Source organism: Streptomyces sp. NPDC020801 (genome assembly GCF_044334385.1).
Lineage (GTDB): Bacteria > Actinomycetota > Actinomycetes > Streptomycetales > Streptomycetaceae > Streptomyces.
On record NZ_JBIRST010000013.1, the window covers coordinates 24458 to 48425 of the forward strand.

A 23968-nucleotide genomic window follows, 5' to 3' on the forward strand; every position below is an offset into this window, starting at 1 on the left:
CTCGTCGGCGCGCGAAGGATCAGGAAAGCGGATCCCGTATTGGGTCGAGGCGACCACTCCGGCACAGGTCGCCCGAGACATGAACCTGAAGGTCCCGGCAGAGGCCACCGATCTCAGGGCCGCTTACCAGAGGAGGTTCCAAGACGACGGAGTGCTACTCGCCTTCACGCTGCCCACAACCGACGTCAAAGGGTTCATCCGAAAGCTGGATCCCGAAAACCCCCTGTCACACCGAGCGCACCCCCTTCCCTCGGCGAACAAGGGCAAGCCGCCCATCACACCGTTCGCCCACCTTGGCCTGAAGGAACCAGAAGCGCTTGCCGACGTCACCGAAGGGCCGGTCTGCTTGCCCTGTGACGGGGAGCTCAACTGGCTGAACATTGCTGTGCATCCTCTCGATGCACAGCACAGCCGGGTATACCTCAGTGGCGCCGTCTGACCGCACCAGCTCTCCCACCTGGAGCTCTGCCGGATCGCGATGAGTGGTGCCAATGGCTCGGCCCACAGCCGATCGATCGCGAGGCGATTCGGCAAGTTCAAGCATCATTTGAGCCAGGCGAGGTGGGAGCACGACGGGTTTATGAGGAACTGTCAAGACTTGTGGATGAGGAGTGGTTGCCTGCTGGCAGGCGAAGGGACTTGAGTCTCCAGTAGGGGGAGACACGAAGGTGGGGTCATGGATGGCAACACGCTCTACTCGATCGGCGAACTCGCTCGACGGACCGGTCTCACGGTCAAGACCATTCGGTTCTACTCCGATCGCGGAATCGTGGCGCCGACGGACCGCAGCCCGGCCGGCTACCGCCTCTACAGCATCGACGCCGTCGCACGCCTGGACCTCGTGCGGACCCTGCGCGATCTGGGACTGGACCTTCCCACGATCCGCAAGGTCGTGGACCGCGAGCTCTCGCTTCCCGAGGTCGCCGCGGCGCACGCCGAAGCACTGACAGCGCAGATCCGCGTCCTGCGCCTGCGGCGCGCGGTGCTGATGACGGTGGCCGAGCGCGGGTCCACACCTGAGGAGACGGAACTCATACACCGGCTGGCACAGCTTTCCGAGGACGAACGCAGACGTCTGATCGGCGATTTCCTCGACGCCGTCTTCGGCGGTCTTGACGCCGCCCCCGCATTCGCGGGGGCCATGCGCTCGATGACCCCCGAGTTGCCCGACAACCCGGAGGCAGAGCAGGTCCAGACGTGGGTGGAGTTGGCCGAAATGTCCCTAGACCCGGGTTTCCGCACCATGGTGCGGCGGATGGCCGAGGACCAGGCAGCCGAGCAGACCCGAAGCGACATGATGGGCCCGCGCCGCGACATTGCCGCAGCCGTCCGTGACCAGGCCGGGCCGGCCCTGACCGCCGGCATCGACCCGGCCTCGCCCCAGGCCGATCCGATCGTCGCGGCGTTCACGGCGCACTGCGCGCACATCCTCGGCCGCCCCGACGACGTCGAGCTTCGCCGCCGGCTGGCGACTCGGCTGGAGAGCGTGAATGACCCCCGCAGGGAGCGGTACCTCCAGCTGCTCGCAGTGGTCAACGGCTGGCCGGCCCCGGAGAGTCTGGCTCCAGTGTTCGATTGGTCCGTCCAGGCTCTGCGCCTCCGGACACAGCAATGACGGGGCGGTCGCAAGGCGGCATGGGGCGGACGCGGCTGGCGTCGGGTGAAAACGCCGCCGCATATGACCAGTTGATGAGTGCCCCGGTCGTACTTCAGGTGGCCGCGTCGCCGGTCTCTCCCGCTCTCGTTCTTCGCCCCTGGCGCATGGAGGACGTTGCCGCATTGGTCGAGGTGAGCCGGGATCCCGCACTGCGCCAGTGGGCGAGCTCTGTCGTGGACGACGATGCCGACGGGGCACGCTGGGTGCAGGCTCAGCCGCAGGGCTGGGCAGCGGGGGACCGGTTCGGCTTCGCCGTCCTTGAGACACAACCCGGTTCAGTTCGCGAACGGTTGGTGGGCAACGTGGTCCTCAAGGAAGTCACCTCCGGCAAACCGGCGGCCGAAGTGGGCTACTGGACCGCGGCGCACGCTCGCGGGCGGGGAGTGGCCTCCCGCGCTCTGGAGGCACTCACCAGCGGGGCCTTCGACACCTTCGAAGCCGACGGGCTGGAGCGTCTCGAACTCCTGCACCAGGTGGACAACCTGGCATCGTGCCGGGTTGCACAGAAGAGCCGCTACGACTTCGACACCATCCTGCCCCCGGCACCGCCCTCCTTCCCCCGCGATGGCCACCTGCACATACGGCGCACGAGTGCCTGAGATCCTCCCGGCTTCTACGGAACGGCTGGGGCTGCTCACGCCGAGAGGATCTCGGAGCGTTCGACGAGGTGGCCGCGTTCGAAGCGAGCCCCGGCACGGACCAGAGCGACGAGGTGGGGTGCGTTCACAGCCCGCCAGCGGGCCTGGGCTGACTCGACCAGCTTGAAAACCATTCGCCAGCCCGGCGGCCCGGCTGCCGGCACCCTTCGTCACCTTGGTCCGCAGCCGCACGGTGGCGAACGTCGACTCGATGGGATTCGTGGTCCGCAGATGGATCCAGTGCTCGGCGGGGAAGTCGTAGAACGCCAGCAGCTCGTCCTCATCGTCCACGATCTTCTTGACCGCCTTGGGGTACTTCGCGTTGTACTGCTTGGCGAATATGGCGACAGCTTTGCGGGCCTGTTCCTTGTTCTCGGCGTTGTAGATGTCCTGGATGGCGCGCTTGGCCGCGGGCTGGGCCGACTTCGGCAGGGAATCGAGAACATTTGCGGTTTTGTGAACCCAGCATCTTTGTTCGCGGGTGTCGGGGAACACCTCGGCCAGGGCCTTCCAGAAGCCGAGCGCGCCGTCCCCGACGGCCAGCACCGGGGCGCGCATGCCCCGGCGGGCACAGTCGCGTAGCAGGCCCGCCCACGCCTCCGTCGACTCGCGATAACCGTCGGCCAGCGCGCTCAGGGTGACCAGGATGTCGGCGAACCGCTGGCGGCGCGCGTGGCTTCGGGCGGCCGGCAGGCCCTGGCCTCCAAAGGGCCCGGCGGTGCCCGATGCAAGCTCGATGCGAGTCAACTGAGTGTGCTGGAGGCGGTATTGGATGCCGGACCGGCCGAGGCCATCATGCGGGTGCCCATGCCTCTACCTCGGCGTCGTCCAGGAGGAGGTGCTGGACGGCGGTGCCGAGGGTGGGGTGTTCGATCCCTGAACCAGCTCAGTAAGCAGCGACCCGTAGCCAGAACGGTGCCGGATCGTGAACGACAGAACCCCCTACTGACTTCAGCTCGTCAGGGTGAGGGTGGGTCGTCGAAGGTCAGGCCGGTGCCCGCTATGAAGCCGTCGAGAGTGTGGGGCCTGTACTGCAGGCGCTTGAGCCGGTTGCGGACGAGGACTTCGAGCCGGTCGAGGGCCATGACGGCGAGGTTGGCCAGGCTGCGTTTGACGTGTGCCCACACGCCCTCGACGGGGTTGAGGTCGGGTGAGTAGGCGGGCAGCAGGAACACCGTCCATTCACGTTGGGCGATCAGTTCGCGCATGGCGTGGGAGAGGTGCGTGTTGAGCCGGTCCCACACGAGGACGATCGGAGCCTTGAGGAGCTGGTGGACGCCGTCGATCAGCTACGAAACAGCCACAACACCGCCGAGGGCCCTGACAGCTTTGTCTGCACCGGCTGCCTACCGCTGTCCACCGCCACCCTGAATTAGCTCGCGGACCTGCCGCGCGGGTATCTGAAGAGGCAGAGTCAGGCAGAGCGCCCAGACACCTCTCCACCACCGTGGCGAACTCAACCGCCATGCGGGGACGCTGGGCCCGGGAGCGACGCGAACGAGTTATCGGCACCTCCAGCCAACGAGCCACATACGCTGAGGCGTTGGCGGCCCAGCGGCGCCCGCCCTGGTGGCCCCGGCTGCGCGTGGGAGGCGCAAAGAAGCGGTCGAAGAGCAAGGTTGCCTCCTGCTCCTGACCCTGGACTGCCGGCTGCTCGACGGGTGTCTCCCCCGCACGGGTGAGGTGAGGATTCCCCTGGTGGGAGGGATCCGGAGGCGTGGTTCTGAGCGGCAAGCTCTGTGGTGTCAAAGACAAGCGTCGGCAGAGCAGATGTGAGGAACAGAAGATGCGCGCGATGAACCGCCTGGTGATCACCGTTGCTGCCTGCGGTCTGGCGGTGGCGGGACTGTCAGCCTGCTCCTCCACGAAGCCGCACAAGAACAAGACGGTGAGCTACCAGGAGAACGCGCCGGTGCGCACGCTGGTGATCAAGGGAGACGTCGGCGACATCGAGGTGAGCGGTGGAGGGACCTCGGTGAGCGTCACCGAGAAGCATCGCTTCCAGAAGGTGGAGCCGGTCACGTCCCACACGGTGGCCAACGGCACGCTCACCTTGGGCTATAGCTGCAACGATCCACAGTGCGGAGTGGACTACATGGTGAAGGTGCCGGCAGGTACGGCAGTACAGATCAGCGACAGTACCGGGGACATCAAGCTCTCCCAGCTGTCCGGAGCGGTCGAGGCGACCACCGGCTCCGGCAAGATCGCCGCAGATGGCCTGTCGTCGCCACAGGCCCAGTTCACCACTGACACCGGCGATGTCGAGGCCGGCTTCGCCAAGAGCCCGTGGGCGGCGAGCGTCAAGGTGTCGACCGGCGACGTTACGTTCACCCTGCCCACCTCGACCAAGTATGCGGTGGACGCGCACTCCACCACGGGTGAGGTGCACGTGGAGGTGCCTCAGGACGCTGACGCCGCCAACCGCATCACCGCGAAGGTCGGGACCGGTAATGTGACGGTCTCGCATGCCTGAGCAGGCGGATGATCCAGGATTTCGGGGGTCCTTGAGCCGTCCGGCGGGCTATCAGCCGCACGGGGAAACCAGGGACATGATCGATTCTGTGGAGAGCCTGTCGAGCCTTCAGGCACGCGCCGTGGCGTTTGGCGACTCGTTGCAGAGTCGCTTTGTGGGAGTGGACCCCCGAATACTGGACACTCTGCTCGCCATGATCTCCGCCGCGTACTCGATATGGTTCGTTGCGGCGGACGGGGTGCTGTGGAACTGGTGGGTCTACGTGCTGGCGATTGCCACCAGCCTTCCACTCGTCTGGCGCCGTCGGCTGCCGTTCACCACCTTCCTGCTGTCCGGTGAGCCCTCGTTGCTGATGGCGCTGGTGCCGACCGCAAGGACAAACTCGCCCAGACCCACACCGCGCAGATGCAACGCCTCCTCAACGAGGCCGACGGCATCGCAGCCTCCGCGCGCAAGGACAGCTGGCTGGCGGCCAAGGCCGCCGCGACCGCCAAGAACGCCAAGGACGAGGCGAACAAGGCAGCCGCCCAGGCGCAGAAGAGCGCCGACCAGGCAGGCAAGTACGCCGCCGACGCCAAGAAGTCCGCCGACCAGGCACAGGACAGCGCCAACCAGGCGGCCACCTCGGCGAAGACCGCCCGCAACGCCTCCGACCGAGCCGACCAGGACGCCGCCGACGCCGACGAATCGGCATCCCAGGCGGAATGGTCCGCAACCTATGCGCGGGACTCTGCCCATGCCGCCGACGATGCCGCCGACGACGCCCAGAATGAGGCCGTCGCCGCAGGTAAGAGCGCCGAAGAGGCCAAAACCGAGGCGTCCAAGGCCTGGTCGGACGCGGTGACCAAGCGCCGGGCCGAAGAGGCTGCGGCTCGCAGGCAGGCCGAGGAGCAGCGCAAGCAGCAGCGCGAGAAGGAGCAGCAGGCAAAGAACAAGAAGCGCTGCGTCGCCTACATGACCCGTGACAACCTGCCGCCCTGCGCGCTGGCCGGCCAGCGCCTCGAATTGCCCGAGACATCACCGGACCTGGCCAAGCTGTTGCTCCAAGGCGGCATGGAAGTCCTCGGCATCACCGACCTCCTGGACTGCGCCAAGAACCCCACACTCGGCAAGCGTATCCTCGCGGTCGCCGCCGTCCTCCCGATCGGCAAGCTGAGGCTGCTCAAGAAGGCCGCCGATGGTGTCGAGGACATTGCCGAGGCCTCCCGCGCCGCGAAGGCCGCGGAGGCCGCGGAGAAGTGCCTCAAGTGCTTCCTCGCCGGGACCAAGGTGCTCATGGCCGACGGCTCGACCAAGAACATCGAGTCCGTCAAGGTCGGCGACTCTGTCACCGCCACCGACCCCCTGACCGGAGTTACCGGGCCGCGGGCGGTGACCGACACAATCGTCACCGAGCACGACAAGCAGTTCGACGAACTGACCCTGCACACCCGACACGGCACGGAACACCTCACCGCCACCAGCCAACACCCGTTCTGGTCACCCTCCTCCCGAAACTGGGTGAAAGCCGGGGACTTGTCCGCGGGAGCAGCACTTCGAACTGTGGACGGCACTCAAGTCACCGTTCAGAGCAACCGCTTCTTCGAGGAGACGGCCCGGACGTTCAACCTCTCTGTTGCCGGCCTGCACACGTACTATGTACTTGCGGGCGAGACGCCGGTCCTCGTTCACAACAGCGGCGGATGCCTGGTCGTTCTGCGAAACTGGCAAAGTCAGCGATTCCAGTTCGGCAGTGAAACTTTCTTGCTGGACAAGAAGGGTTTCGAACACATCCTCACTCGCCATCACCCGAAGTACTGGGACGGTTCAGTGAAGCAGGCACAGTCCTTCTTCGATCCAAACATGAGCGTCGAGGACGTCCAGAATGCGATCGGAGAAGTCATGAAGCAGAACCGCGATGTGCTTATGCAGCGAGGCAGTAAGGGCATGTATCAGATCAGTGGCGAGGTGAACGGTGTTGAGTACGTACTCGGCATGAACAGAGGCCGGGTGGGCCAGCTCTACCCGAAAAGTTCATAGCGAGAGGGACTGTGACATGGTTGTAGTGGAGACGTTTCTGAAGGGGTCGGACGGCGAGTTCGTGCCACTGGAAGCCTGCCGCACCCAACCGAACGATCTCGATTACATCGAGGGTGCCATCCGGGTGTCCATCGACGGGCTGCCGATCATAGGCCTTGAAGAATGGGATTATGTTGACCAGCTCTGGTGCTACGTCGCCGACATGGTGACGCAACTGACTGCGACAGGCTACGCCGAGACGTATTTCCCGGACCAGCCCATCAAACTTCTCTTCCGGTCCGCGGGGAAGCGCGTCTTGGTAGCCGCCGAAATCGGCCATGAAGTCAGGCAGGCGAGCACTTCGACTGTCGACTTCCTGGAGGCTGTCAAAACGGCCGGGACGCGATTCTTCGATAGAATGTTCGAACTGGCCCCAGGTAATTCTTACGCCGAGGCACGTCGGGAGCTGTCGAACTGAAGCGATGAGACTTTGCCGATCGTACTCAGCGGAGCCTCGAAGAATCGCATGCTTGGTGCGACGGGGTCATCTTCGACGGATCCCCTCAGAGGGTGCGTGAAACATTTCGTGTCTCCTGTTCATGTTTGCGGTGGTCGGCATGCAAAGAAGGGAAACGGAGTGCCAAGGCGCTTGTCTCAGACGCCATCCGCTTACCGCTCGGCGGGCTTGATCAGAGTTCCTGTTCGGGTGATCTGACGGTGGTCGGGGCATAACAGGAGGGCCCCTTGGCAGCTCGTGGTCGCGATCCCAACCGAGCTGCACCAGGGGCCCTGTTGTCACAGTTTTTCGTACTTGGTGCATGGAGTCCAACGCGCCGTCTGCGTCGTGTGACTGCCTCGCGTACACCGCAGCGCTCCGGGCGCGAGCCGCTTCTTCCTGCCCGGCAAGGCCCTCGCTTCCACCGGCGTCGCCGTCCGCCGGGCGGGGTCGGCCTGCGGGGCGGGGGCGTCCTCGGCGTCTGCGACGTCGTTGTTCTGCGTGTGATGCGGGTCCTCGTCTCCGCTGCCGCCGTCATCGCTCTGCTTGGCGTCCGGCGCAGGAGCGTCCGGGGATGCGTCCGCTACCGGCGCGCCGGTAGTTTCCGTCCTGTCGTCGACCGTCGCGGCGGAGGTGTTCGGCGTGGCCTCGTCGGCCGGGGTGTTCTCGCTGTCCGTGTTGTCGGCGCTCGACTCCGGGGCGTTGGCGGTGCAGCCGGTCGGCTCCGCGTTCACGGGTTCCTGGCCGTTCTTGGCGGCGTCCTCGGGGGTGTTCTCGCCGGTGGGTGCGGCGCGCCAGCGGTCGGGGGTGCGGCGGGGGCCGTCGTGGCGGCCGGGGGTGCGGACGGCCAAGCCGTGTTCCTCCAGAGTGACCAGGCCCTTGCCGGTGGTGGAGCGGCCCAGGCCCGCGACGAAGGCGAGTTCGGCGACCGTGGCCCCGTCGTCGCCGGTGTGGTTGCAGTTCGGCGTAGATGGCGGCCGACGTGCCGGTTAGAGCGGCCAGAGGCTCGGGGCTGGGCACGGCGCGCAGCGTACGAGTGTCGTTCGTCGTGGTGCCGGACATGAGGGGAACCTCGATTCCGTCGGATGTCGGTGGGTGAGGTCCCCGGCCGGGGCCGAACCGCACGGGTGCGGGTCGCGGGTACCCCCGGGCGCGTGCGCATCGCGTATCTCCCGGGCGGTCATAGCCGTGGCGCGGGCGTCCACGGATCCCCCGTCGATCCGCCGTGTGCGTCGGCCACGACCATGGACGCTCCGCTCCGCCGGGAAGTCAAGCGGGACGATCATTCCCGGATCGATCCAGCTCGGAGCGGTGATACGACCGTCGGACGCATACGGTGTGCCCCACACCAGCCGAAATCCGTCGTCTGCTGGCAACTGAACACTGTCGCCATGCTGCACGCCGCGACCACGCGGTGAACTGGTCCCGATGGAGGCGCCGCCACCAAGCACGTGCCCGACGCTGCCACTACATGCGGCGCGGGCACTCGTTGGTGGGACGGTCAGCCCAAGACCGCCCCACCCATACTGAGCCCCCGCTACACTCCCCACCGCCAGGCCGTTGACCAGGAGAAATACAGAAGTCCGGCTGGAGTACTAGGCCGCGACGGGCGTCGTCCGCTCGCGGTGCTGCTTGAGCTGATCGCGTGCTGATGTCTTCGGCCGCGATGTTCTTCCAGAAGCAATGGCCGACGATCAGAGCGGCGAGTTCGACTTCCCGCGCTCGTAGCGTGCCGATGCGCTGCTGGTCGGCAGACTCCCAGCCGGGGGAATCGGGGCGGGAGGAAGCCCGCCAGGCGTTCTCGTGGGTCGTCCACGCAGGCAGCTTGTCATGGGCTGCGGTGCAGGGTGCACCGCGGCGGAGGGGAGATCCATGTACCGGCAGGGAGACGTGCTGATCGTGCCCGTCGCGGACGAGGCGGTGCCGCCGCACGTCCCGCATGCGCCGAAGGAGACCCGTGACGCGCGGGGCCGGCTCGTGCTGGCCCTGGGCGAGGTCACCGGCCATGCCCACGCGGTCGTCGGTCCGGGTGAACTGGTGCGTGAGCCGGGACCGTTCGGTCCGCTGCTGCTGCACCTGCCCGAGGGCGGGCGGGTCGTCCACGAGGAGCACGCGGCGATCCCTCTGACCAAGGGGTGGTACCGCGTGATCCGGCAGCGGGAGTACGTCCCCGGGTCCGTGCGGATCGTGGCGGACTGACGAGCGTGGTGACCGGGACGAGTGACGAAACGGACCAGAGGGAAGGAACCTCGGCGATGTACACGGCTCAGCAGATGACCGGAGCGGCGAGGGCCGGCGGACTCCGCGCCGAGGAGGGCGGAGCCCGTGCGGACGTGGTCCAGCGCTGGCGGGAGTGCGCGGTGGCTGCCCTGCCGGCCGACCGCGCCGAGGCGGAGGCCGGCATCCGGCTGGCGTACCGACGCGCCGGGCTCGCCGAGCCGGAACGCATGGTCTGGGCCGGGTCGCCGCGGGAGGGCGTGACGCTGGTGCGGGGTCTGGCGGACGCGGGGCCGAGCGTGCGTGAGGCGGTGCGGACCGAGCCGTGGGCAGCCGAACGCCGCCGCTTCCACGAGGAGTTGGGTGCGGCAGGCTGGTCGGGGCACTGGTCGTCGACCGGTGGTCGTCTGTGGGACACCACGCAGGCGCTGGTCGACCGGATCCGCCAGGGCGTGCTCGACGACCTTGCCGCCGACGACCGGAGCGCCGCGACCGAGGTCCGGCTGGTCCTGCTGGACGCGGTGCTCGGACAGCACGACGCGCCGTGGCTGGCGGCCCTGGCCACCAGTCGGTCCCCGCTCGACGGGCTGGCGCAGGTGTGCCGCAGCGCCGGCTGGTGGTGGCCGTTCGAGAAGGCGGCGGTGGTGTGCGAACGTCCCCTCGCCCTGCACCGAGACGAGGCCGGCCGGCTCGGCCACGGCGACGGCCCCGCCCTGGCCTTCCCCGACGGATTCGCCCTGTACGCCTGGCGCGGTATGCCGGTGCCGAGCGCTTTTCTCGAAGAACTGCGCACGCTGACCCCGGAGCGGATCCGGGCCGAGGAGAACGCCGAACTGCGGCGCGTCATGCTCGAGCACTACGGCTACGACCGCTACTTGACCGAATCCGGCGCCCGGCCCGTCCACCGGGACGAGTCCGGCATCCTCTGGCGCATCGAACTGGCCGGTGACGAGCCGGTCGTGATGGTGGAGGTCCTCAACTCGACTCCGGAGCCCGACGGCACCCACCGCACCTACTGGCTGCGAGTACCGCCGACGACCCGGGAAGCCAGAGAGGGAGTCGCCTGGACGTTCGGACTGAGCTCCGGGACGTACGCACCGGTGCGGGAAACATGAACCGGCCGCAGCGTCCCGGCGCGCTGCTGTGGGACGGCGTTGCGCACACCCCGGGCCGGTCCGCCGCCTCGGAGGTGGCAGAGCCGTACATACGGTAGGGAGGCCCTGTTAGCCCACCTGGCCGCACGTGACGGTGCAGATCACCGATCCGCGCAACCTCCCGTGCTTCCATCGCGCCAGGAGGCATACGAAATGGCTGACGACCGACAGCAGGAAACCCACTCCCCACCCGCCACGCCGCGGCGCCGTCTGCTGGCCGCGGCGGCCCTGGCGCCCGTACTCACCGGGGTGCCGACCGACGCCCACGCCCGGTCCGCCGGAACGGGACACCGCGCACTGGTCCAGCCGGTGCTGACGACGCTGGCGGACTGGACGGACGTGGGCCAGGCCCTCGGTCGGCAAGGTGACATGAAGCGGTTCATGTACCACACGGGCCTGCCGCGCCGGGACCTCAGGGTCTTCTCCCACGGCGTCCGGATCAAGCCCGAGCTGGCCCTGGGCACGCACGTGTCCTTCGTCCGGTACGCCGACAGCAGCACGCTCCTGATGGGCGACGCCGTGGTCACCGAGCGCGAACTGCAGCGTTTCATCGACGTCCTGCAGGAGCACGGGATCATGCAGACCGCCATCCACAAGCACCTGCTCGCCCACGAGCCGGACGTCTGGTGGGTCCATCTGCACGCCCATGGCCACGACCCGGTCGCCGTCGCCCGCGGTCTGCGTGCCGCGTTCGACTGCACCGGCACCCCGCCCGCCGAACCCGCCGTCCCCGCGCCGCCCGTCGATCTGGACACCGCCGCGATCGACGCGGCGCTGGGTGTCAAGGGCTCCGCCGACGGCGAGATCTACAAGTCCACCTTCAACCGCCGCGAGACCATCGCCGACGGTCCTGTCATCCTGCCCCCCGGACTGGGCTCCACCACCTCCGTCAACTTCCAGCCGCTCGGTGGCGGAAGGGCCGCGCTCAGCGGCGACCTGGTGATGATCGCCGAGGAGGTTCAGCCCGCTCTCGTGGCCCTGCGCCGCAGCGGATTCGAACTCGTCGAGGTGCACCACCACAACCTGACCGACGAACCCCGCCTGTTCTTCGTCCACTACTGGGCCGTCGGCGACGCCGTGCGGCTCGCCGCGGGCCTTCGCCACGCCGTGGACGCCACCAACGTCGTACCCATGCCCGGAGGACCCGGCTCATGACCGGTGACAATGAAACGATCACCTGCCCGTTCGACTTCAGCGAAGCCCTGGAGTTCGATCCCGTGCTCGCGGAACTGATGTGCCGCGACACCCCCTCACGGATCCGGCTCCCCTACGGCGACGCCGACGCCTGGCTGGTCACCGGCTTCGACTCCGTCAAGCAGGTGACCACCGACAACCGCCTCAGCAGGGCGGGCATCATCGGCCACGACTATCCCCGGATGACGCCCGAACCCATCGTCTCGCCCGAGTCGATCAACGTGATGGACCCGCCGCACAGCAGCCGCGTCCGCCACCTGGCCTCACAGGCCTTCACCCAGCAGCAGGTCGAGAGGATGCGGCAGCGGATCGTCCGGCTCGCGGATCTCCTGCTGGACGAGATGGAGAAGAAGGGGCCGTCGGCGGACCTGGTCCAGCACCTCGCCGACCCGCTTCCCCAGCACACCGTCCTGGACCTCCTCGGCATCGATCAAGAGGAATGGCCCCGGATCCAGTACTCCGTGCACCAACTGCTCGTCGTCGGTGCGGACAACAAGGAGGCCGCCGCGAACGCGAAGGCCGAGTTGACGGACTACTTCGGCGAACTCGTCAAACAGCGGCGGCACTCGCCCGGCACGGACCTCATCAGCGCGATGGCCGCGGCGCGGGACGGTGAGGAGCAGCTGGACGACAGGGAACTCGCCGTCATGACGCTGATGCTGGCGCTCAGCGGCCAGGACACCGCGACGTGCCAGATCAGCAACATCGTCTATCTGCTCCTGACCCGTCCCGAGCTGGCGGACCACCTCCGGAGCCGGCCCGAGACCCTGACCGACACCCTGCACGAGATGCTCCGCTACATCCCGTTCCGCAAGGGGGTCGGAATCCCCCGGGTGGCTGTTGAGGACATGGAGCTGGACGGCGTGCGGATCCGGGCGGGTGACTTCGTCCACGTGTCGTACCTGACGGCCAACCGTGACCCGGAGCGCTACCCGGACCCGCACCTCATCGCCCCGGACCGGCCCAACCGCCCGCACATGACGTTCGGCTGGGGCGGCCACCGGTGCATCGCCGTGCCCTTGGCCATGGCGGAACTCGAAGTGGCCATCGGACGGCTTCTGGAGCGCTTCCCCGGGCTGCGGCTCGCGGTGCCACCGGAGGAGGTGCGGTGGGACACCAAGACGATCCGGCGGTTCCCGCTGGAGCTGCCGGTGGCTTGGTAGAACGCCTGACATGCCATGGCCGGTGAGCGGACCGGTGCGAGTCCCGGGGCCACGGACCTGTCCCGGCCCCGCTGCGCCGACCGGCCGCCGCCCGGCCCGGAGCCGCCGCCGACCTCCGGCGGCGGCTCCCGGCCGCCCGTGCCGTGCCGCTGCGCCGCTGCCGGGACGGACTGAGCACGCGCCTGCCCCCTTGATGCGCCGCGGCGTTCCCATGCCCGCAGAACGCGGGGGAATCCCCCTGGGCCGCCTCCGGGCGGCCGTCCGCCCATGCAGGTAACTGCGTGCGTCTGCACGGAAGTTGATGTGGGAAGCTGTCACCGTTCGTCCAGGGGCAAGAGACCCTGCCGGGCAGCGGGAGGAGCAGAGCGTGATACAGGACGGCCACCGTGCCGAGGAGATCGACACCAGCAGGCCGCACCCTGCGCGGATCTACGACTACCTGCTGGGCGGCAAGGACAACTACGCGGTGGACCAACGGGCCGGCGACGAACTCGCGGCTGTGGCACCCGAGGTGCGGATCGGTCTGCGGGCCAACCGCGCCTTCCTGCAGCGCGCCGTACGTCACGTCGTCAACGGCGGCGTCCGCCAGATCCTCGACATCGGCACCGGACTTCCCACCTCACCGAACGTGCACGAGATCGCCCACGAGGTGGCGCCGGAGGTACGCGTCGCATACGTCGACAACGATCCGATCGTGAAGGTGCACGCCGACGCGCTGCTGAGCCGTTCCGGCACGACCGGCGTCGTGCTCGCCGACCTGCGTGACCCGCAGGCCCTCCTGGACCACCCCGACGTCCGCCGGGTCATCGACTTCCAGGAGCCTGTGGCCGTGCTCCTTGCCGCCGTCCTCCACTTCCTCACCGACGCGGAGGAGCCCGAGCGGGTCGTCGCAACCCTGCGCGACGCCCTGCCGGCCGGCTCCTTCCTGGTGCTGTCGCACGCCACGGGCGACTTCGCCGACCGCAGTGACGCCCAGGCCGTCTACAACAGAGCCACCGCCACCCTGAACCTGCGGTCCCGCACCGAGGTCGAGCGCTTCTTCTCCGGCCTGGAGCTGGTCGAGCCCGGCCTGGCCCAGGTGCCGTTCTGGCGCCCGGACACTGCGCCTGCGGCCGGATCCGAGGAGATCGGTATCTACGCGGGTGTGGCCCGCAAGAGCGGCTGAACAGCCGCTGGAAGCGTGCGCGTCACGCAGCACGGGGCCCGCCGGGCAGTGCGCCGCGTACGGGCGACCTGCCCAGTACAGCCGGTGACGGGTCCGTCCGTTCTCGTCGACTCCGCTGACGTGCTACTGCACCTGGGCTCCGGCGGCGCGCAGCAGCTGGTGCCAGGCGCGCATCCGGCCTGCCGCGCCCCCGTTGAACAACTGGTCCACCGCGCCGCCAGCCACGGCCGGAACACAAGGGCCGCGGCGCTGCGCGAAGTCGGCCAGGGCCTGCTCCTGTCCGGCGCTCGGGCCGGGGGAGGCGGAACTGCCCCTGCCGACGAGATCGTACCTTCGCCCGTCCACGGTCAGCAGGAGTGTGCCCAACCTGGTCAGCCGGCCGGTGACGGTTCGCGGGTCCGCCTCGAAGACCACCGCCAAGGCGCGATCGCCGGCCCACAGGGCGCCGGGGACCAGGGAAACCAGCACGGGCTCGCACCGGGCGCCGTTCCACCGGCTGCGCCGCCAGTAGACGATGCCGGTGTGTTCCGCGTCGGTGTTCATGGAGCCGATCATGGCATGGACGCGGCCAACCGGGAGTCTCGATGCCTCTCGCCCGGGCGGCCGGGACGGTGGTCCGCGCGGCCCGGGGGTGTTGGCCGCCCACAGCCAGCTGCCGTCGTGCCAAGGGCCTCGCTCCGGGCGGAGGCTCAGGACCCGATGTGCGTACTCGACGGCTAGTGCGTCCGGCGGGTGGTTGCACCGCCCATGCCGGGGAGAGAGAGCTCGGTGGGCGGGATGCCGGGCAGCGCCTCATCGCAAGCAGTCGCGAACCGGCCGCGCCCCGGCCGATCACCTCAGGCTCTCGATTCGACACGGCTCTATGTTGACGTTCTTCGATTCAGGGCGCAAGGTTGTATCAACGAATATCAATGCAGGCCGCTCCGGGCATGTAGCCATGCCCCGTCATCCAGGAGTCCGATATGAGCCAGCAGCCCACCGACCTGCGTGAGAGTGTCCGCCGGCGATACGCCGCCGCAGCCGTGAAGGTCACCGAGGGCGGCACCGCCTGTTGCGGGCCGCGGCCGGTCGAGGTCGACGAGAACTTCGGCTCCGCCCTCTACGCCGCCGACGAACGCGACGCCCTGCCGGCCGAGGCGGTCGCCGCCTCTCTCGGCTGCGGCAACCCGATCGCCGTAGCCGACCTGCGCGAGGGCGAACGCGTCCTGGACCTCGGCTCCGGTGGCGGCATCGACGTCCTGCTCTCGGCCCGCCGCGTCGGCCCCACCGGCAAGGCGTACGGGCTCGACATGACCGACGAGATGCTCGAACTGTCCCTGGCCAACGCGCGCAAGGCGGGCGCGACGAACGTGGAGTTCCTCAAGGGCACCATCGAGGCCGTGCCGCTGCCCGCGAACACCATCGACGTCGTCATCTCCAACTGCGTCATCAACCTGTCCACCGACAAGCCGGCAGTCTTCGCCGAGACCTTCCGCGTACTCAGGCCCGGCGGCCGGTTCGGCGTCTCGGACGTCGTCGCCGACGACACCCTCACCGCCGAGCAGCGGGCCGAGCGCGGCGATCACGCCGGCTGCATCGCCGGCGCGCTGTCCTTCGCCGAGTACCGGGCGGGCCTGCGGGCCGCAGGCTTCACCGGTGTCGAGATCACCGCGACGCACCCGGTCGCCGACGGCATGCACTCCGCGATCGTCCGCGCCACCAAGCCCCCGGCCGCCGAGACGTCCGCCGCGACGACCGAGGCGGCCGGCAGGTGTTGCGGGGTCGACGACTGCTGCTCCCCGGCCGAGACCTCCGCCGACCCCGCGCTCACCGTCACCGACGCCAAGAGGGCATCGGGCTGCGGCTGCCGGAACTGAGCCACGGGCGGCCCTACGAACGCCGACGACCGGCCCTCGGGAGGCGGCCTCAGCTCACCGCCTTCTTGACGAGTGCGCCGATCCGTGCCTCGTCGGCGGCGGTCAACTCCTTCAGGGCGAAGGCGGTCGGCCACATGGCGCCTTCATCGAGGTTCGCCTGGTCGCTGAAGCCGAGCGTGGCGTACCTCGACTTGAACTTCTGGGCGCTCTGGAAGAAGCAGACGACCTTGCCGTTCCTGGCATACGCGGGCATCCCGTACCAGAGCTTCGGCGCGAGGTCCGGCGCGCTGGCCTTGACGATGTCATGGACCCGCTCAGCGAGGACGCGGTCGGCCTCCGGCATCTCGGCGATCTTCGCGAGCACCTCGCTCTCCGGGTCCGCCTTGGCCGCGCGCGAGCCGCGGCGCGTGGCCCCCTTCAGCTCCTGGGCGCGCTCTTTCATCGCGCTTCGTTCCTCGTCCGTGAATCCGTCGTACTTCTCGTCGGCCGTGCTGGTGCTCTTGGCGGACGTCTGTGTGCGCTTCATCGCGGGTTTCCTCTCCGGCGGGACTTGGCGGGGCCATCCCATGCTAGGGATCTGCCGCGGCGGTGGCTTCTCCGAAACTGATCGGATGTGGCCCGGGTGGGACCCGGCGGTGATCGTGTCTACCGGCTCTCAGGCTCGACCGGCCTTGTGGAGGACGGTGGCCAGACGCGCCGGGCCCGGTGCCGAGGACGGTCACGGGCGCGAGTCGGGTGTTGTCATCGGAAAACGCTGTCACGCCCCGAACGCCGGACCTTCCCACTGAGGTCAAGGTCAAGTCCTGCTGGAGTCCTCCTCGTGAGGATCGGTGGACTCTCACCGACACACCGGCGTGAGCCCGGCGCTCCCTGCGTCACTCGGCCTCGGCGGGCCCGTTCAGGCCGCTCCGGCAAAAACGGGAAGGTAGCCGCGGGACTGTCCCAGTGCCGTGGGATGGTACGACTCCGAGGGGGCAAGCCAGCTGATGCTGCGCAGCCAAGGGCTGGCGGAGCAGATCTCGTGTTCGCGGAAGGCGGCCCGGACATCGGCGAAGGCGAACCCGTGGTCGGCGGCGCGCTTTTCGATCACGCCGTTCAGGTGGTCCACGGCGTTGTTGAGCGCGGCCCGCTCGGAGTCCGACAGGCCCATGACACAGGTGCCGTTGAGCTTGTACAGGTGCGGGTAGCCGAGAACCACGACATGGGCGGCCGGGGCCTTCCTCGTGATGGCCCCGTAGAGGCGGTCCAGGTCGCGCGGAAGGATCGTGTCGCTGTACGAACGCGCCTCGGCGACGGCCGACAGGCATTCGTTGTTGCCTTTCAGCACACACGTCATCATGAGGTTGCCGAAGCCCGAGTCGATGCCGCCGACCGTGAGGCTGACCAGGCCGGTACGGGAGCTGAGCGCACCGAGCTGGTCCGCCATGACATCACTGGTGCGAGCGCCGTTGCAGGCGGTGAAACTGAACGACGACGGTGAATGGGCCGCGGCCCACAGCGCGGGATACGCGAGGCTGCTGCGCAGGCAGCTCGCGCTGGAGCCGAGGTAGCCGCCGGCTCCTACTCCTGCGGAGTAGGAGTCACCCAGGGCCACGTAGCCCGTGGCCGCTGCTCGTGCGCTCGCCTGCACCGTCGCGGCACTGCTGAAGCAGGCGGTGAGGAGCAGCGAGGACGCACATGCCACTATTCGGGACTGTCTCATAGCTCTCGCTTAGCACGGCTCGCGCTGCCCTCGCCGCCGCGGCCCGCCTCCCGTGCGCGGTCGCCTTGAGATACGCCCACGACTGTGCCGTTGCGGAGGGCACCCCGCCCCGTACGGCTTGAGCCGGACTCCAGGTCCCATGGGGGCGTGGAGTTTTCCCGGTCGGATTTCACCCGGAAAGGCGTCACCCGTTCGGCGGCGCCCGAATCGCGGTTCAGCCGGCCTGTTCGGCGCCCCCGAACACCGGTGGAACCGGGCCCGGGACGACCGGACCGCGTGTCCGCCCGGTACGGAACATGAACTCGTGATGTCGGGTTCCTCGGAGCCGGCCTTTCAGGCGGCACGGTCCGGCCCCGTCCTCGCTTCACCGGCCCTTTCGGCCCGCCCGGGACCCGCGCCCCGTCCGTGTGCGCGGCTGAGGCGCCTCCTGCCCGGTCACCGTCCCCGGGTGCCCCACCGTGCCCAGACTGAGCAGGACGTGACGCTGGGCGACCTCCTCGGCGGTCAGGGGGCCTTCGGCGCGGTACCAGTTGGCCACACCCTGGCACATGATCAGTACCGCGCGGACGGCGTCGGCCGGGATCGGGGTGGTGAAGACCTCCTGCGCGATGCCCGCCTCGACCGTGTCCAGCAGCATGTGTTCGAGGTAGTCGCGCAGGGCCACGTACCGGGCGCGGTTGTCGGGTTCGAGGCTGCGGATCTCGGTGTCCAGGAAGGCCAGTCCCTTGCGGTGGGCCATGTAGAGCACGATGGACTCGACCATCGCACAGAAGCGGGGCAGCGGGTCGTCGCCGGCTTCTGCGGCGGCGGCCCGGCAGCGGTCGAGGACGTCCTTCATGGACGTCTCCAGCAGTGTGGTGAGCAGCGCCTGCTTGTTCTCGTAGTGGTAGTAGAGCGCGGGGACGGTGACGCCCACCCGGCCGGCGATGTCCCGCACCGAAGTGCCGTGATAGCCGTGCTCGTTGAACGCCTCCATGGCGTGCACCAGGATCGGATGCAGGTCCAGCGGCCCGTACGTGCGCCAGTGCCGTGCGGCAGCAATCTCCTGGCTTGACTGCGTGCTCAACGGTGCTCCTCCGGTGCGTCGCCGACAAGGGGCATCCTACGTCCGTCTGACGCGGACACCTCCTCATTGGTGGTTATCTTCCGTTCAGTAAGTGCGAGGAAGGTAGGGGTCCGAGTTGGTGTCAAAGGGTGGATCGTGGTGCGTTCAGGGATGATTTATTGGGTTTCATCTGGCCCTCGTTCACTGAATGAGCAGTCCCGTTGGGGCTATTGACCCTTCCTGTGGTCACCCCTACCTTCTTAGCGAGCGCTAAGTAGAGTCCAGTCCAGGGCGACAGCTGACGCCCAGTGGGAAAGGGACCGATGAGCCCCATGAGCCCGATGAGCGACACCACGGCCTGTGGCACGAATCCGGCGGACCGCGACAGCGCCCCACCGTCCCGCCGCGCCGGGCCGCTGGCGGACGTGCGGGTGGTGGAGCTGGCCGGGATCGGGCCCGGTCCCTTCGCCGCGATGCTCCTCGGCGACCTGGGCGCCGACGTCGTACGCGTCGACCGGCCCGGATCGCCGGTCCTGCCGATCGATCCCGCCTGCGACGTCACCAACCGCAACAAGCGCTCGGTCCTGGTCGACCTCAAGTCGCCGGACGGGCCGGCCGTGGTGCGCGCTCTCGCCCGGCGCGCCGACATCCTGATCGAGGGGTACCGGCCAGGTGTCGCGGAGCGGCTGGGGGTCGGGCCGCAGGAGTGCCGGCTGGTCAACCCCGCTCTGGTGTACGGGCGGATGACCGGCTGGGGACAGGACGGGCCGCTGGCGCCCCGCGCGGGACACGACATCGGGTACATCGCGACGGTCGGCGCGCTCGGCATGATCGGCGCCCCGGACGGCCCGCCCGTCATCCCCGCCAATCTGCTCGGCGACTACGCAGGCGGCTCCCTGTACCTCGTCGTCGGGGTGCTCGCCGCGCTGCTGACGGCCCGGCTCACCGGTCAGGGACAGGTGGTGGACGCCGCGATCGTCGACGGCACCGCGCACCTGACCGCCGTCGTACAGGGCATGCTCGCCTCGGGGGCCTGGCGGGACGAGCGGGGCCGCAACCTGCTCGACGGCGGCTGCCCCTACTACGGTGTCTACGAGACGGGGGACGGCGGCTGGATGGCCGTCGGGGCTCTGGAACCCCGGTTCTACGCCGAGTTCGTGACGCTCCTCGGACTCGAAGGCGGGGACCTGCCGGACCGGAGTGATCCGCGTGAGTGGCCGCGGCTGCGGACCCTGTTCGCCGAACGCTTCAAAACCGCCGGCCGCGACGCGTGGACGGCCGTCTTCGAGGGCACGGACGCCTGCGTCGCCCCCGTGCTGTCCCTGCGTGAGGCCGCCCGCCATCCGCACCTCACGCACCGCGGCACCTTCACCGAGGCGCACGGGCTCGCGCAGCCCGGTGTGGCCCCCCGCTTCTCGGCGACTCCCGGCGCACTGCGGCTGCCGCCCGCCGGTCCCGGGGCGCACAACGACGAGGTGGCCCGCGACTGGCTCGTCGACGGACTGACCCGAGCGCCGGCGACCGGCGACCGAGGGGACCGAGGCTGATGGAACTCTCCACCCCGTTGCAGTACGCGGCCGACCCCCGCGCGGCCGCCGACCAGGCCGCCGCTCTGGAGTCCGCGGGGCTCGACGCGGTCTGGGTGGCCGAGGCGTACGGCTTCGACTCCCCGACCGTCATGGGATACCTGGCCGCCCGCACGGAGCGGATGCGCATCGGCTCGGCGGTGCTCAACGTCTACTCCCGCACCCCCGCGCTGATCGCCCAGACCGCCGCCGGACTCGACGCTCTGACCGGCGGGCGCGCGCTGCTCGGAATCGGAGCGTCCGGCCCCCAGGTCGTGGAGGGCTGGCACGGCCGCCGCTACGACAAGCCCCTGGGGCGCACCCGCGAGACGATCGAGCTGGCCCGGCGCATCTGGCGGCGTGAGGTGATCGAGCACCACGGGATCACGGACCTGCCCCTCCCCGCCGGCAAGGGCGGCACGCTCGGCAAACCGCTCAAGCTGCTCACCCGTCCGGTGCGCGATGCGATCCCGGTGTACGTGGCCGCGCTCGGCCCCGCGAACGTCCGGATGACCGCCGAACTCGCCGACGGCTGGCTGCCGTTCCTGTATGTGCCGGAGCACGCCGGCAAGGTCTGGGACAGGCCGCTGGCCGAGGGTGCTGCCCGGCGCGATCCCGCCCTGGGGCCCCTGTCCGTCGTGGCCGGCGGCCTGCTGGCCATCGGCGACGGGGCCGAGGACGTGCGCGACCTGATGCGGCCGGTCATAGCCCTGTACGTCGGAGGCATGGGCGCTCCGGGCCGCAACTTCTACCACGATCTGGTGTGCGCCTACGGCTACGAGGCCGAGGCAGCCGCCGTCCAGGAGCACTACCTGGCGGGCCGCAAGCGGGAGGCGGAGGCCGCGGTGCCCGCCGAACTGTGCGAACTCGTCTGCCTGGCGGGCCCCGAGAGCCATGTACGGGAGCGGGTCGAGGCGTTCCGGGAGTCGGGCGTGACCATGCTCAACGTCACCCCCGTGGGCCCCGACCCGGCCCGGCTCGTCGAGCGGGTCAAGAGCTGGCTGTGAACGACGGCCCGAGCCGCCTGGCCCGGACCACCACCCGACGACGCGGAGGCGACATGGAACGGGACATCTACACGCCGGAGCACGAGGCGTTCCGCGACACCGTGCGTACCTTCCTCGCCAAGGAGGTGCTCCCCCATCATGAACGGTGGGAGCGGGAGGGCGTGGTGGGCCGCGAGGTCTGGCGCGCGGCGGGCCGCCAGGGCCTGCTAGGCCTGGCGATACCACAGGAGTACGGCGGCGGAGGCACCGAGGACTTCCGGTACAGCGCCGTGCTCATCGAGGAGTTCGCCCGCGCCGGGGCGTCCGGCGTGGCGCTGAGCCTGCACAACGACATCGTCGGGCCCTACCTGACCCGGCTGACCAACGAGGACCAGAAACGGCGCTGGCTGCCGGGCCTCACTTCCGGCGAGATCATCACAGCCATCGCGATGACCGAACCGGGCGCGGGCTCCGACCTGCAGGGCATCCGCACCACGGCCATCGATCGGGGCGACCACTACGTCCTCGACGGCGCGAAGACGTTCATCTCCAACGGCATCCTGGCCGACCTGGTCGTCGTCGTGGCACGCACCACCCCCGAGGGCGGCAGTTCCGGGCAGAGCCTGCTGGTCGTCGAACGCGGCATGCCCGGCTTCGAGCGTGGCCGCAATCTGGACAAGATCGGTCAGAAGGCGCAGGACACCGCCGAGTTGTTCTTCGACGGCGTACGGGTGCCCAAGGAGAACCTGCTCGGTGAGGAGAATCAGGCGTTCTCCTACCTCATGGCCAACCTCGCCCAGGAACGGCTGGCCATCGCCGTGGGCGCCGCGGCGGCCGCCGAGCACGTCCTGGGCCTCACCATGGAGTACGTCAAGCAGCGCGAGGCGTTCGGGCGCCCGCTGGCCCGGCTCCAGCACATCCGCTTCGAGATCGCCGAGATGGCCACCGAGTGCGCGGTCACCCGCAGCTTCGTCGACCGCTGTGTCACCGAGCACAGCCGGGGCCGGCTGGACGCCGTACACGCCTCGATGGCCAAGTGGTGGGCGACCGAGCTGCAGAAACGGGTCGTCGACCGCTGTCTGCAACTCCATGGAGGCTACGGCTACATGACGGAGTACCCGGTCGCCAGGGCTTTCCTCGACAGCCGTATCCAGACCATCTACGGCGGCACCACGGAAATCATGAAAGAGATCATCGGCCGCTCCCTGCTGGGCTGAGCGTGCCCGGCAACCGCACCCGCGCCCGGCATCCCGCGCCCGGCATCCCGCGCCCGGCATCCCGCGCCCGCGTCCCGTGCCCGGCCGCCGTGCCGCCGCACGAGATCTGCACCCCTTCCCTCAGCACTCGACCACCCCGACACGACCGGAAGGTTCCCGTGACCACTGAGGCATACCTCTACGAGGCGATCCGCACCCCGCGCGGTCGTGGCAAGGCGAACGGCGCACTGCACGGCACCAAACCCGTCGACCTCGTCGTCGGACTGATCGACGAGGTGCGCCGCAGGTTCCCCGGCCTGGATCCGTCCGGCATCGACGACATCGTCCTCGGCGTCGTCAGCCCGCTCGGCGACCAGGGAGCGGACATCGCCAGGACCGCCGCCATGGCCGCCGGGCTGCCGGACACAGTCGCCGGCGTCCAGGAGAACCGCTTCTGCGCCTCCGGTCTGGAAGCCGTCAACCTCGCCGCCGCCAAGGTCCGTTCCGGCTGGGAGGACCTGATCCTGGCCGGGGGAGTGGAGTCGATGTCCCGGGTCCCGATGGGAAGCGACGGCGGCGCCTGGGCGATGGACCCCCTGACCAACCACGGCACCGGCTTCGTCCCGCAGGGCATCGGCGCCGATCTCATAGCCACCCTGGAGGGGTTCACCCGGCACGACGTGGACCTCTACGCGGCCGAGTCCCAGGCCAGGGCCACCGAGGCGTGGAAGGAAGGCCGGTTCGCCCGGTCCGTCGTCCCCGTGCGGGACCGCAACGGCCTGCCGGTCCTGGACCGGGACGAGCACATCAGGCCCGGCACCACCGCCGACTCCCTGGCCGCGCTCAAGCCGTCCTTCGCGGACATCGGCGAGATGGGCGGCTTCGACGCAGTGGCCCTGCAGAAGTACCACTGGGTCGAGCGGATCGACCATGTGCACCACGCGGGCAACGCCTCCGGCATCGTGGACGGGGCCGCGCTCACCCTCATCGGCTCCGCGGCGGCCGGCGAGCGGCACGGTCTGCGGGCACGGGCCAGGATCGTGTCGGCCGCCGTCTCCGGCGCCGACCCGACGATCATGCTGACCGGACCCGCGCCGGCCTCCCGCAAGGCACTGGCCAAGGCGGGGCTGACGGTCGGTGACCTCGACCTGGTGGAGATCAACGAGGCGTTCGCGGCCGTGGTACTGCGCTTCGTGCGGGACCTGGACCTCGACCCGGCGAAGGTCAACGTGAACGGCGGCGCCATCGCCATGGGGCACCCCCTGGGCGCCACCGGGGCCATGATCCTCGGCACGCTGGTCGACGAACTGACGCGCCGGGACAAGCGGTACGGCCTCGCCACACTCTGCGTCGGCGGCGGCATGGGTACCGCCACCGTCGTCGAACGTCTCTGAGCGGCCCGCACCGGCGCGACCGACCCCCGAGCCGCGCCCGCACATCTCGCCCGCACTCCTCCCGAAAGA

The 23968-nt window shown here is 69.2% G+C and carries 21 protein-coding genes and 2 pseudogenes; 16 read left to right on the forward strand and 7 right to left on the reverse strand.

Features of this window, described 5'->3' with window-relative positions:
• Positions 1–79: 79 nt before the first annotated feature.
• The 3 genes from ACH4UM_RS25630 to ACH4UM_RS25640 all read left to right on the forward strand — a co-directional run bounded on the left by ACH4UM_RS25630 (position 80) and on the right by ACH4UM_RS25640 (position 2256).
• Complete coding sequence (locus tag ACH4UM_RS25630; protein WP_398183656.1) at positions 80–439, forward strand: hypothetical protein; 360 nt, start codon at positions 80–82, stop codon at positions 437–439.
• Between the two features lie 237 nt (positions 440–676).
• Positions 677–1615, forward strand: a complete 939-nt coding sequence (locus tag ACH4UM_RS25635; RefSeq protein ID WP_398183659.1) for a MerR family transcriptional regulator — start codon at positions 677–679, stop codon at positions 1613–1615.
• 146 nt (positions 1616–1761) lie between these two features.
• Positions 1762–2256 carry a GNAT family N-acetyltransferase gene (locus ACH4UM_RS25640; RefSeq protein WP_398183662.1) on the forward strand — a complete coding sequence of 165 codons (495 nt, stop codon included), beginning with the start codon at positions 1762–1764 and terminating at the stop codon, positions 2254–2256.
• Between the two features lie 35 nt (positions 2257–2291).
• Here the strand turns inward: ACH4UM_RS25640 and ACH4UM_RS25645 are convergent.
• Positions 2292–2949: pseudogene (locus ACH4UM_RS25645) on the reverse strand (IS256 family transposase); the annotation flags it as partial.
• A 305-nt stretch (positions 2950–3254) separates the two neighbouring features.
• Positions 3255–3584, reverse strand: a pseudogene (locus ACH4UM_RS25650) (transposase); the annotation flags it as partial.
• Positions 3585–4081: 497 nt separating this feature from the next.
• Here ACH4UM_RS25650 and ACH4UM_RS25655 point away from each other — a divergent pair.
• From ACH4UM_RS25655 to ACH4UM_RS25665, 3 genes are all read left to right on the forward strand, one after another.
• Positions 4082–4768 (forward strand): DUF4097 family beta strand repeat-containing protein, encoded by a 687-nt coding sequence (locus ACH4UM_RS25655; protein WP_398183665.1) that lies wholly within the window; start codon positions 4082–4084, stop codon positions 4766–4768.
• A 405-nt stretch (positions 4769–5173) separates the two neighbouring features.
• The gene (locus tag ACH4UM_RS25660) at positions 5174–6787 is read left to right on the forward strand and encodes a polymorphic toxin-type HINT domain-containing protein (RefSeq protein WP_398183668.1); all 1614 of its coding nucleotides are present in this window, start codon (positions 5174–5176) and stop codon (positions 6785–6787) included.
• A gap of 16 nt (positions 6788–6803) precedes the next feature.
• Positions 6804–7244, forward strand: a complete 441-nt coding sequence (locus tag ACH4UM_RS25665; protein WP_398183671.1) for a hypothetical protein — start codon at positions 6804–6806, stop codon at positions 7242–7244.
• A gap of 317 nt (positions 7245–7561) precedes the next feature.
• Here the strand turns inward: ACH4UM_RS25665 and ACH4UM_RS25670 are convergent, their stop codons facing one another.
• Positions 7562–8113 carry a hypothetical protein gene (locus tag ACH4UM_RS25670; RefSeq protein ID WP_398183672.1) on the reverse strand — a complete coding sequence of 184 codons (552 nt, stop codon included), beginning with the start codon at positions 8111–8113 and terminating at the stop codon, positions 7562–7564.
• Positions 8114–9134: 1021 nt separating this feature from the next.
• Between ACH4UM_RS25670 and ACH4UM_RS25675 the strand changes: the two genes are divergently transcribed.
• The 5 genes from ACH4UM_RS25675 (at position 9135) to ACH4UM_RS25695 (ending at position 14155) form a co-directional block, all read left to right on the forward strand.
• The gene (locus tag ACH4UM_RS25675) at positions 9135–9461 is read left to right on the forward strand and encodes a hypothetical protein (RefSeq protein WP_398183674.1); all 327 of its coding nucleotides are present in this window, start codon (positions 9135–9137) and stop codon (positions 9459–9461) included.
• A gap of 56 nt (positions 9462–9517) precedes the next feature.
• Positions 9518–10594, forward strand: a complete 1077-nt coding sequence (locus ACH4UM_RS25680; protein WP_398183677.1) for a DUF6745 domain-containing protein — start codon at positions 9518–9520, stop codon at positions 10592–10594.
• A 192-nt stretch (positions 10595–10786) separates the two neighbouring features.
• Positions 10787–11788: a DUF1259 domain-containing protein gene (locus ACH4UM_RS25685; RefSeq protein ID WP_398183680.1), complete on the forward strand. Its 1002-nt coding sequence runs from the start codon at positions 10787–10789 to the stop codon at positions 11786–11788.
• Entirely contained in the window at positions 11785–12990 is a 1206-nt protein-coding gene (locus ACH4UM_RS25690; RefSeq protein ID WP_398183682.1) for a cytochrome P450, read from the forward strand. The genes ACH4UM_RS25685 and ACH4UM_RS25690 overlap by 4 nt, the downstream gene beginning before the upstream one ends.
• Before the next feature lie 367 nt (positions 12991–13357).
• Positions 13358–14155: an SAM-dependent methyltransferase gene (locus ACH4UM_RS25695; protein WP_398183686.1), complete on the forward strand. Its 798-nt coding sequence runs from the start codon at positions 13358–13360 to the stop codon at positions 14153–14155.
• A gap of 123 nt (positions 14156–14278) precedes the next feature.
• Here ACH4UM_RS25695 and ACH4UM_RS25700 read toward each other — a convergent pair whose 3' ends face one another.
• Entirely contained in the window at positions 14279–14698 is a 420-nt protein-coding gene (locus ACH4UM_RS25700) for a hypothetical protein (RefSeq protein ID WP_398183689.1), read from the reverse strand.
• A gap of 419 nt (positions 14699–15117) precedes the next feature.
• Between ACH4UM_RS25700 and arsM the strand changes: the two genes are divergently transcribed.
• On the forward strand, positions 15118–16011 hold the full coding sequence (gene arsM / locus ACH4UM_RS25705) for an arsenite methyltransferase (RefSeq protein WP_398183691.1): 894 nt from the start codon (positions 15118–15120) through the stop codon (positions 16009–16011).
• 49 nt (positions 16012–16060) lie between these two features.
• Here arsM and ACH4UM_RS25710 read toward each other — a convergent pair whose 3' ends face one another.
• The 3 genes from ACH4UM_RS25710 to ACH4UM_RS25720 form a co-directional block, all read right to left on the reverse strand.
• Positions 16061–16537 carry an iron chaperone gene (locus ACH4UM_RS25710; RefSeq protein WP_398183694.1) on the reverse strand — a complete coding sequence of 159 codons (477 nt, stop codon included), beginning with the start codon at positions 16535–16537 and terminating at the stop codon, positions 16061–16063.
• A gap of 372 nt (positions 16538–16909) precedes the next feature.
• Complete coding sequence (locus ACH4UM_RS25715) at positions 16910–17713, reverse strand: SGNH/GDSL hydrolase family protein (RefSeq protein WP_398183697.1); 804 nt, start codon at positions 17711–17713, stop codon at positions 16910–16912.
• Between the two features lie 364 nt (positions 17714–18077).
• Positions 18078–18779, reverse strand: a complete 702-nt coding sequence (locus ACH4UM_RS25720) for a TetR/AcrR family transcriptional regulator (RefSeq protein WP_398183700.1) — start codon at positions 18777–18779, stop codon at positions 18078–18080.
• Positions 18780–19090: 311 nt separating this feature from the next.
• On the opposite strand from ACH4UM_RS25720, the gene ACH4UM_RS25725 reads away from it, so the two are divergent.
• From ACH4UM_RS25725 to ACH4UM_RS25740, 4 genes are all read left to right on the forward strand, one after another.
• On the forward strand, positions 19091–20305 hold the full coding sequence (locus ACH4UM_RS25725) for a CaiB/BaiF CoA transferase family protein (RefSeq protein WP_398183703.1): 1215 nt from the start codon (positions 19091–19093) through the stop codon (positions 20303–20305).
• On the forward strand, positions 20305–21330 hold the full coding sequence (locus ACH4UM_RS25730) for an LLM class F420-dependent oxidoreductase (protein WP_398183705.1): 1026 nt from the start codon (positions 20305–20307) through the stop codon (positions 21328–21330). Before ACH4UM_RS25725 ends, ACH4UM_RS25730 begins: the two co-directional genes overlap by 1 nt.
• A 53-nt stretch (positions 21331–21383) precedes the next feature.
• Positions 21384–22526, forward strand: coding sequence for an acyl-CoA dehydrogenase family protein (locus ACH4UM_RS25735; protein ID WP_398183708.1), 1143 nt, complete (start codon positions 21384–21386; stop codon positions 22524–22526).
• A 158-nt stretch (positions 22527–22684) separates the two neighbouring features.
• Positions 22685–23899 (forward strand): acetyl-CoA C-acetyltransferase, encoded by a 1215-nt coding sequence (locus ACH4UM_RS25740; RefSeq protein ID WP_398183711.1) that lies wholly within the window; start codon positions 22685–22687, stop codon positions 23897–23899.
• Positions 23900–23968 lie beyond the last annotated feature (69 nt).

What these genes read in the sequence shown, in the direction of transcription:
- ACH4UM_RS25630 (WP_398183656.1), top strand. Translation starts at nt 80, where the DNA reads ATGAACCTGAAGGTCCCGGCAGAGGCCACCGATCTCAGGGCCGCTTAC.
- ACH4UM_RS25635 (WP_398183659.1), top strand. Translation starts at nt 677, where the DNA reads ATGGATGGCAACACGCTCTACTCGATCGGCGAACTCGCTCGACGGACC.
- ACH4UM_RS25640 (WP_398183662.1), top strand. Translation starts at nt 1,762, where the DNA reads ATGGAGGACGTTGCCGCATTGGTCGAGGTGAGCCGGGATCCCGCACTG.
- ACH4UM_RS25655 (WP_398183665.1), top strand. Translation starts at nt 4,082, where the DNA reads ATGCGCGCGATGAACCGCCTGGTGATCACCGTTGCTGCCTGCGGTCTG.
- ACH4UM_RS25660 (WP_398183668.1), top strand. Translation starts at nt 5,174, where the DNA reads ATGCAACGCCTCCTCAACGAGGCCGACGGCATCGCAGCCTCCGCGCGC.
- ACH4UM_RS25665 (WP_398183671.1), top strand. Translation starts at nt 6,804, where the DNA reads ATGGTTGTAGTGGAGACGTTTCTGAAGGGGTCGGACGGCGAGTTCGTG.
- ACH4UM_RS25675 (WP_398183674.1), top strand. Translation starts at nt 9,135, where the DNA reads ATGTACCGGCAGGGAGACGTGCTGATCGTGCCCGTCGCGGACGAGGCG.
- ACH4UM_RS25680 (WP_398183677.1), top strand. Translation starts at nt 9,518, where the DNA reads ATGTACACGGCTCAGCAGATGACCGGAGCGGCGAGGGCCGGCGGACTC.
- ACH4UM_RS25685 (WP_398183680.1), top strand. Translation starts at nt 10,787, where the DNA reads ATGGCTGACGACCGACAGCAGGAAACCCACTCCCCACCCGCCACGCCG.
- ACH4UM_RS25690 (WP_398183682.1), top strand. Translation starts at nt 11,785, where the DNA reads ATGACCGGTGACAATGAAACGATCACCTGCCCGTTCGACTTCAGCGAA.
- ACH4UM_RS25700 (WP_398183689.1), bottom strand. Translation starts at nt 14,698, where the DNA reads ATGAACACCGACGCGGAACACACCGGCATCGTCTACTGGCGGCGCAGC.
- arsM (WP_398183691.1), top strand. Translation starts at nt 15,118, where the DNA reads ATGAGCCAGCAGCCCACCGACCTGCGTGAGAGTGTCCGCCGGCGATAC.
- ACH4UM_RS25710 (WP_398183694.1), bottom strand. Translation starts at nt 16,537, where the DNA reads ATGAAGCGCACACAGACGTCCGCCAAGAGCACCAGCACGGCCGACGAG.
- ACH4UM_RS25715 (WP_398183697.1), bottom strand. Translation starts at nt 17,713, where the DNA reads ATGAGACAGTCCCGAATAGTGGCATGTGCGTCCTCGCTGCTCCTCACC.
- ACH4UM_RS25725 (WP_398183703.1), top strand. Translation starts at nt 19,091, where the DNA reads ATGAGCCCGATGAGCGACACCACGGCCTGTGGCACGAATCCGGCGGAC.
- ACH4UM_RS25730 (WP_398183705.1), top strand. Translation starts at nt 20,305, where the DNA reads ATGGAACTCTCCACCCCGTTGCAGTACGCGGCCGACCCCCGCGCGGCC.
- ACH4UM_RS25735 (WP_398183708.1), top strand. Translation starts at nt 21,384, where the DNA reads ATGGAACGGGACATCTACACGCCGGAGCACGAGGCGTTCCGCGACACC.